The sequence below is a fragment of the Aeromonas sp. QDB68 genome (assembly GCF_027707405.1).
GTDB classification, from domain to species: domain Bacteria; phylum Pseudomonadota; class Gammaproteobacteria; order Enterobacterales; family Aeromonadaceae; genus Aeromonas; species Aeromonas caviae.
This window is the reverse complement of record NZ_JAPCIQ010000130.1, coordinates 1-7561: the sequence shown is the minus strand read 5'-3', so window position 1 is coordinate 7561 and position 7561 is coordinate 1. Positions and strand designations below refer to the sequence as shown.

General features: G+C 62.9%; 4 protein-coding genes and 1 pseudogene. 2 read left to right on the top strand and 3 right to left on the bottom strand.

Annotated elements, in window-relative coordinates; translation table 11 throughout:
• Nucleotides 1-74: 74 nt before the first annotated feature.
• From hypD to hypF, 3 genes and pseudogenes are all read right to left on the bottom strand, one after another.
• A pseudogene (gene hypD / locus PG892_RS20575) lies at nt 75-1067 on the bottom strand (hydrogenase formation protein HypD); the annotation flags it as partial.
• Entirely contained in the window at nt 1061-1312 is a 252-nt protein-coding gene (locus tag PG892_RS20570) for a HypC/HybG/HupF family hydrogenase formation chaperone (RefSeq protein WP_040065728.1), read from the bottom strand. The pseudogene hypD and the gene PG892_RS20570, both read right to left, overlap by 7 nt.
• A gap of 5 nt (nt 1313-1317) precedes the next feature.
• Complete coding sequence (hypF, locus tag PG892_RS20565; protein WP_223916531.1) at nt 1318-3732, bottom strand: carbamoyltransferase HypF; 2415 nt, start codon at nt 3730-3732, stop codon at nt 1318-1320.
• A 747-nt stretch (nt 3733-4479) separates the two neighbouring features.
• On the opposite strand from hypF, the gene recR reads away from it, so the two are divergent.
• Nucleotides 4480-5082, top strand: a complete 603-nt coding sequence (gene recR / locus PG892_RS20560) for a recombination mediator RecR (protein ID WP_039038914.1) — start codon at nt 4480-4482, stop codon at nt 5080-5082.
• Between the two features lie 445 nt (nt 5083-5527).
• Entirely contained in the window at nt 5528-7441 is a 1914-nt protein-coding gene (gene htpG / locus PG892_RS20555; protein ID WP_111896505.1) for a molecular chaperone HtpG, read from the top strand.
• The last annotated feature ends 120 nt before the right edge of the window (nt 7442-7561 follow it).

The window sequence follows — 7561 nt, the reverse complement described above, 5'->3', positions numbered from 1 at the left end:
GAGGTCACATGGAAGATCAGATCCTGGAAAACGGGAATGGTTCCGTTCAGGGCGCTACTTGTGTATAAGAGTCAGGCCAGGCCGCGCAGGATATCGGCGCACTGGCACGCCTTGTGGTCATCGATGGGAGTCTGATTGAGTTGAAAGTGGCGCTCCGCATCGCGTTTGGCAAAGGTATCGCGCAGGCGCAGGGCGGAGGCGTTGATATCCCCCAGACCTCGCCAGCGAAAGTGCTCGCGGGTCTCGAAAAAGCGCTCAACCAGCCGCTGGGCGGCTTTATTGCCGCTGGCAGTGACGGCGCGGCTGTACTGCACCTCCAGCGCGTAGCGACCCTCCACCTTCTGGCGCACCATCATCAAGAGCGCCTCCATCACATCTACCGGCTCGAAGCCGCTCACCACCACCGGCACCTGATAGCGGTCGACGATGGGCAGGTAGATATCGGCGCCTGTGATGACGCTGACGTGGGAGGGGCCGATAAAGGCGTTCACCTTGGCAACGCCGTCGGCCATCACCGCATGAATGGCGGGGGGCACCAGCACATGGTTGATATGAAACAGCAGATTCTCGACCTCTTGCTCTTCAGCGGCAGCCAGCAGGGCGGCGGTCATCGGAGTAGAGGTCTCGAAACCGATGGCGAAGAAGACTACGGTTTTCTCGGGGTTCTCACGGGCGATATGCAGGGCGTCGAGGGGGTCATAGACCGGGCGGATATCGCTCCCCTTGGCGCGCTGCTGGGCCAGCGTGCCCTTGGAGCCCGGCACCCGGATCATGTCCCCCAGGGTGACCAGAATGACGCTGGGCTGGCTCGCCAGCTCGATGGCCTGATCGATGCGTTCTTTTGGCATGATGCAGACCGGGCAGCCGGGACCGTGGACAAACTCGATGCTGGCCGGCAGCAGCTGGTGCAGGCCGTACTTCATGATGGTGTGGGTATGGCCGCCGCATACCTCCATTACCCGCAGCGGTTCGGGGAGTAATTTGGCAAGCTCGGTGATTTGGGCGGCGAGGGCGCGGATCACCTCGGGCTGGCGAAAGCCCTGAAAGAGATCATTCAAGGTCAGCATGGCAAGATATCCTGTTTGGGCATCAGGGCCACCATCTGGCGGAAGCTCTCGAGGCTGGCCTGCGCCTCCTCTTCGTCAATCTTGCTCATCACAAAGCCGATATGGAGTAGCACATAGTCGCCCACCTGGAGAGGCTCTTCGAGCAGCATGCAGCTGACGCGCCGCTGCACCCCAAGGGTGTCGACGGTGACGCAGTTATCTTCGGGGTGCAGTTGCACCACCTGAGAGGGGATGGATAGACACATGAATTTCAGGACTCCGACAAGGTGGCACAACCGGCTGTGGCAGGCTGATGCGTGGCAAGATGGTGGATGGCAAACCAGAGCTGACCGGCGGCGATGCCACCGTCATTGAGTGGCAGGGTTTCGCTGGTCAACACCTGCCGGCCGGCCGCTTCGAGAGCGGGTACCAGCTGGTCCATCAGCACCCGGTTTTGAAAGACGCCCCCCCCGAGTACCACCGGATAGCCGGGGAAACGCGCGGCCAGAGCGATGACCAGAGCGCTGATGGCGCGGATAAAACCGGCGGCCAGGCTGGCGGTGGAGGTGCCTTTGCGCCGCTCGCTGACAAGGGTATTGATGAGCTTGGCCCACTCGATCTGCAGCGGCCCTTCCGCTGATTGGCTGAGAGCAAAGGCAAGGGGGAAGGGCTGTTCATCGGGGGCCAGCTGCAAGGCGGCTGCCTCCAGCAATAGCCCCGCTTCGCCCTCGTAATCGGGGGTGTCGATCACCCCCAAGAGCGCCGCCACCGCATCGAACAGCCGACCGATGGAGCTGGTGTGAGGGGCGTTGCGACCCAGCTGCCAGAGCTGGTGCAGGTTGCTGATCCGCTTAAGGGGCAGTTGCTTGATCGCCGGCATATCGAGGGCACTGATCTGCTCAGGGCTGTGCGATTCAAACAGCAGCCCCAGCAGCTGGCGCACCGGCTCGCGGATGGCCGCTTCGCCGCCGATGAGCTTGAAGGGTTTGAGGTGGGCAACCCGTGTAAAGCTTTGAACGTCGGCCAGCAGCAGCTCGCCGCCCCAGAGGGTGCCGTCATCGCCAAGGCCGGTGCCATCGAAGGCCACCCCCAGCACCGGGCCCGTGATGTCGTGCTCGGCCATCACTGCCAGCAGGTGGGCGTGATGGTGTTGCACCTCGAGATGGGTTGTGCCCTGATCCTGGCAATAGCGTTTGGCCCACTGATGGCTGAGATAGCCCGGGTGGCGATCCGAGACCAGAACTTCGGGTTTGAGATCGTAGAGATCGCGAAAGGTCGCCAGGGTTTGCTCGAAGTGCTCCTGCATCGGCAGGCTGTGCAGATCGCCGATATAGGGGCTGTAGATGCGCTGGCGGCCGAAAGCCAGCGCCAGCTGGTTCTTCTGCTGGGCTCCGACCGCCAGCAGCGGCACCTTGACCGCCTCTTGCAGGCTGGGAGTGCAGGGGGCATAGCCCCGGGCGAGGCGCAACGTCTGGCGTCGCCCACCGGCCCACTGCACCAGACTGTCGTCGCACGGGTGCAGGATGGGGCGGTTGTGATCCAGGATGCCGTCAATCTCGTCCCCGAGTTCCCTGACCACAGCATCGCATTCGATGAGGATCGGGTTGCCGCGACCATTGGCGCTGGTGGCCACCAGCGGCATGGCGCAGGCATCCAGCAGCAGCTGGTGCAGCGGGGTATAGGGAAGCATGACGCCAAGGTAGGGAATGCCGGGGGCTATCCCCTTGGCCAGCGGCGCCGCTTGTTGTTGCATGAGATCTGACGGCCGATCATCCTTGGTGCGTTTGCGCAGCAAGGTGATGGGCCTGGCCTGAGAGGCGAGCAGCTTCCACTCCTCCTCGCAGCCGGTGACATGCAGCCTGGCCTCGGCAAGGGAACCCATCATCACCGCCAGCGGCTTGCGCGCGCGCCGCTTGAGCGTTCGCAATCTGGCAACACTCTGTTCATTGCGGGCATCACACATCAGGTGATAACCCCCCATCCCCTTGACCGCAATCAGCGCCCCCGCTTGCAGGGCGCGGGCGGCGGCGTGCAGGGCATCCTCGCGCTCGGCCAGCGCATCGCCGCGGCCGCTGCGCCAGGTCAGATGCGGCCCGCACTCGGGGCAGCTCACTGGCTGGGCGTGGTAGCGTCTGTCCAGCGGGTTTTCATAGGCCGCCGCGCAGCGCGGGCACATGGCAAAGCCCGCCATGGCGGTATGGGGTCTGTCGTAGGGGAGGCGGCGGATAATGGTGTAGCGCGGGCCGCAGTGGGTGCAGTTGGTAAAGGGGTAGTTGTGGTGGCGATCGTTGGGCTTGGCCACATCCGTGGCGCACGCCTCGCACATCCCCTGATCCGGCGAGATGGCGACCGTGGCGGCGCTCTGCTGCTGGCTCGCTTTAATTCGAAACTGGCCATGAAATTGGCCATCGAAGTCGGGATCATGAGCAAGGGGCAGTTCCCGCTCGCTGAAATGATCGATGCGGCTAAGTGGCGGCGCCAGTTCCCGCAGTTCGCGGGCAAAGCTGGCGAGCTGCTCAGGGGATCCTTCGGCGCCAATGGTGACGCCGCTCGCGTCGTTCAACACATAGCCGGCAAGGCCGTGGCCCAGCGCCAGCCCATAGACGAAGGGGCGAAAGCCGACCCCCTGCACGATGCCGTCGATATGAAATTCCCGGCGCAGTCGAAGTCGTGTCGACGTGGTCATGGCGCCATCCAAAGAGGGGCCAGCGCCCCTCCCTGATAAACGGGGGGCAGGGAACCCTCCCTCATGACAGGGGGGCTGGGGAGGGCCGACAGGGGCGGCCATCCGGCGATCATCCTGGGGGATATCATGCGATATCGAACTCCCATCTGCTGGCCTGCCGCCACGGCATGGGCCATCGGGTGCAACGAACGGGGGGCAACGGGCTGCGTCGCGATAGAAGGGGCGTAGCCTTGACAGGCAGAGGAGGCCCTCGTCCTGTCACGGGGGCCAAGTTTACCGGGGCCCTGGCCCCCAATACCTTGATCTCGCCCCTGTTTGAGTGCCAGATGCGGCGCTTCTTTGCGATCCTGTGAGCCTGCTCCGCCAGCGATCGGAGTGTGAGAACTGGCGGCGCCGCCCCCCCGGGGCGCTGAACCAGCCCCTGAAGGGGGCAAATCGAGGATGGCGGGGCCAACACGCAGGTTTTATTGTTTGGTTTTATTTAACGATTATGGTCAATCGAGTAGAAAAATTGAACGCATTGGAGGCTGTTTTACCCCTTGCGGGGGCTGGCGGGGGTCTGCCGGCCCTGAAAAACGGGGCCAGCCCGGTTTCCCGGAGCGTCTCGGCGGCGAGACGCCAGCGGGCGGGATCTGCCATTGGCGGCCCTGGGCTGGTATAGTCCTGCGCCAACAAAAGAGGTTGGAGAGACGGCTTGCCGATGCCCCTGGGGCGGCGCCTCTCTTCGCGGCATCAAAGGATATCCCCATGAAATTCAGTCCCCTGCTCGATGAGATGATGAAGGCGCTGCAGGTCTTGCCGGGCGTGGGCCCGAAATCGGCCCAGCGCATGGCGTTCACCCTGCTGGAGCGCGAGCGCAGCGGCGGCCTGCGTCTGGCCTCCCTGCTCAATCGGGCGCTGACCGAAATAGGTCATTGCAGCCACTGCCGCACCTTCACCGAGAACGATCGCTGCGAGATCTGCGCCAATCCCAAGCGTGAGGAGAACGGCTTGCTCTGCGTGGTGGAGAGTCCCGCGGACGTGGCCGCCATCGAGCAGACCGGCCAGTTCTCCGGCCGTTATTTCGTGCTGATGGGCCACCTGTCGCCCCTTGACGGCATCGGCCCCGAGGAGCTGGGGCTCGATATCCTGGAGCGCCGCCTCAAGGAGGAGCAGATCAAGGAGCTGATCCTCGCCACCAACCCCACCATCGAGGGGGATGCCACCGCCTGGTACATCGCCGACATGGCCCGCACCGCCGGGGTGGAGGTGAGCCGCATCGCCCACGGTGTGCCGGTGGGCGGGGAGCTGGAGCTGGTGGATGGCACCACGCTCTCCCACTCCCTGATGGGGCGCCAGCGTCTGAGCTAAAGAGGCCACGGACCCCACCCCGGCCCTCCCCTTGGCAGGGGAGGGAGCAATGGATCTTGCCCCACTCCTCCCTTTGGCAGGGAAGAAAGCAACGAACCCAACCCGGCCCTCCCCTTGATAGGGGAGGGAGCAATGGACCCCGCCTCAGCCCTTCCTTTGGCAGAGGAGGGGGCTACGAATCCCACCCCTCCTATGTCAGGGGAGAGCAAGGCTGACCCCGCTATTGGCTCCCCTCTCGATTCCAGTCTGACCCCTTCGCCAGACAGGGGACGACGGTGCTCCTCCCCTTGTGAAGGGGGAGGCCGGGAGGGGGTTGCATGTGGGCCAAACGAGGGGCCGGTGTGCAAATTTGCTCTCAAGTTTGCACGCAAGCCCCTTGATATTTGAAAGGCCAACCCCATCTAGCTTGGGAATCTGTTCAACCCGACGTTTTGAGGATTGGTCGATGACCCAAAGTGTTCACGCCGAAACCCACGGCTTTCAGACTGAAGTCAAACAATTGCTGAGCCTGATGGCTCACAGCCTCTACTCCAACAAAGAAGTATTCCTGCGCGAGCTGATCTCCAACGCCTCCGATGCGGCGGACAAGCTGCGCTTCAAGGCGCTTTCCGATGCCTCTTTGTTCGAAAACGACGGCCAGCTGCGCGTGCGCCTGGTGGTGGACAAAGAGAACAAGACGTTGACCATCTCGGACAACGGCATCGGCATGACCCGTGATCAGGTGATCGAGCACCTGGGCACCATAGCGAAATCCGGCACCGCCGAATTCTTCAAGCACCTCTCCGGTGATCAGGGCAAGGACTCCCAGCTGATCGGTCAGTTCGGGGTGGGCTTCTACTCCGCCTTCATCGTGGCTGACAAGGTGACCGTGATCTCCCGCGCCGCCGGCACTGAGCCGAGCCAGGGCGTGCAGTGGGAATCCGAGGGGGAAGGCTCCTTCACCGTGGCTGACGTGACCAAAGCCGGTCGCGGCACCGACGTCATCCTGCACCTGCGCAGCGATGAAGAGGAGTTCCTGGACGACTGGCGCCTGCGCTCCGTGGTCAGCAAATATTCCGACCACATCAGCGTGCCGGTAGAGATGTTCAAGGAGGGCACTCCGGATCGGGAAGAAGACGGTGAAACCATCGTCGGTACCCCGGGGGAGTGGGAGCAGGTCAACCGCGCCACTGCGCTCTGGACCCGCAACCCGAAGGACATCAAGGACGAGGAGTATCAGGAGTTCTACAAGCACGTCGCCCACGACTTCGAAGATCCGCTGCTGTGGGGTCACAACCGGGTGGAAGGGGCGCAGGAGTACACCAGCCTGCTCTACATCCCGGCTCGCGCGCCGTTCGATCTCTACAACCGCGAACAGAAGCACGGTCTGAAGCTCTACGTGCAGCGCGTCTTCATCATGGACGACGCCGAGCAGTTCATGCCGACCTACCTGCGCTTCGTGAAAGGGGTGCTGGACTCCAACGATCTGCCGCTCAACGTCAGCCGTGAAATCCTGCAGGACAACAAGGTGACCGCCTCCCTGCGCAAGGCCTGCTCCAAGCGCGTGCTCACCATGCTCAACAAGCTGGCGAAAGAGGATGGCGAGAAGTACGCCAAGTTCTGGAGCGAGTTCGGCAATGTGCTCAAAGAGGGCCCGGCCGAGGATTACGCCAACCGGGAAGAGATCGCGAAGCTCTTGCGCTTTGCCAGCACCGCCGGCGAGGGCGAAGCCCAGACCGTCTCTCTCGAGGATTACGTTGGCCGCATGAAGGAAGGTCAGCAGAAGATTTACTACATCACCGCCGACTCTTATGCCGCTGCCAAGAACAGCCCGCACCTCGAGATCTTCCGCAAGAAGGGCGTCGAAGTGCTGCTGATGTGGGAGCGGGTGGACGAGTGGCTGATGAGCCACCTGACCGAGTTCGACGGCAAGCAGCTGGTCTCCGTCACCCGTGGCGAACTGGATCTCGGGGATCTGGAAGACGACGCCTCCAAGCAGGCGCAGGAAGAGGCCGAAAAAGCCAACGCCGGTCTGGTTGAGCGGGTCAAGAAGAGCCTCGGTGAAGCGGTGAAAGAGGTGCGCGTCACCCACCGTCTGACCGACTCGCCGTCCTGCATCGTCACCGACGCCCACGGCATGAGCACCCAGATGATCAAGCTGATGCGCGCCGCCGGTCAGCCGGTGCCGGAGCAGAAGTACATCCTGGAGCTCAACCCCGACCATGCCCTGGTGAAGAAGCTCGGCACCATCGAGGATGAGAGCCTGTTTGGCGAGTGGGTCTCCCTCCTGCACGAGCAGGCCCAGCTGGCGGAGCAGGGCGGCCTCAATGATCCGGCGAGCTTCGTCTCCCGTATCAATCGTCTGCTACTCCAGGCGTGATGTGATTGTGATTGGCCCACTGCATGACAGTGGGCTTTTTTTTGGCGCTGTCCCAATTACATGTTGAAAGGCTAACCTTGAAGTAGGTCATCACCCTGAGGGCCTCCATCATGGATACCC

Coding starts and splice junctions, on each gene's coding strand:
- recR (WP_039038914.1), top strand. CDS start 4,480: ATGAAATTCAGTCCCCTGCTCGATGAGATGATGAAGGCGCTGCAGGTC.
- PG892_RS20570 (WP_040065728.1), bottom strand. CDS start 1,312: ATGTGTCTATCCATCCCCTCTCAGGTGGTGCAACTGCACCCCGAAGAT.
- htpG (WP_111896505.1), top strand. CDS start 5,528: ATGACCCAAAGTGTTCACGCCGAAACCCACGGCTTTCAGACTGAAGTC.
- hypF (WP_223916531.1), bottom strand. CDS start 3,732: ATGACCACGTCGACACGACTTCGACTGCGCCGGGAATTTCATATCGAC.